This window comes from Streptacidiphilus melanogenes, assembly GCF_000787835.1.
Lineage (GTDB): Bacteria > Actinomycetota > Actinomycetes > Streptomycetales > Streptomycetaceae > Streptacidiphilus > Streptacidiphilus melanogenes.
The window spans coordinates 3,245-3,578 of sequence record NZ_BBPP01000099.1 but is presented as its reverse complement, the minus strand read 5'-3'; the positions used below and the strand labels follow the sequence as shown (position 1 = coordinate 3,578).

1 rRNA gene (only partly in view) is annotated in these 334 nt (G+C 57.2%); it reads left to right on the top strand.

Features of this window, described 5'->3' with window-relative positions:
* Positions 1 to 47: 47 nt before the first annotated feature.
* A 23S ribosomal RNA gene (locus TR49_RS47130) occupies positions 48 to 334 on the top strand; it runs 3,058 nt beyond the window's last position.

Sequence of the window (334 nt, the reverse complement as noted above, 5' to 3'; positions counted from 1 at the left end):
CCTTCTGGTCGTTGTTTGAGAACTGCACAGTGGACGCGAGCATCTATGGCCAAGTTATTAAGGGCGCACGGTGGATGCCTTGGCACCAGGAACCGATGAAGGACGTGGGAGGCCGCGATAGGCCCCGGGGAGCTGTCAACCGAGCTTTGATCCGGGGGTGTCCGAATGGGGAAACCCGGCAGTCGTCATGGGCTGTCACCCATACCTGAACACATAGGGTATGTGGAGGGAACGCGGGGAAGTGAAACATCTCAGTACCCGCAGGAAGAGAAAACAACCGTGATTCCGGGAGTAGTGGCGAGCGAAACTGGATGAGGCTAAACCATGGTGGTGT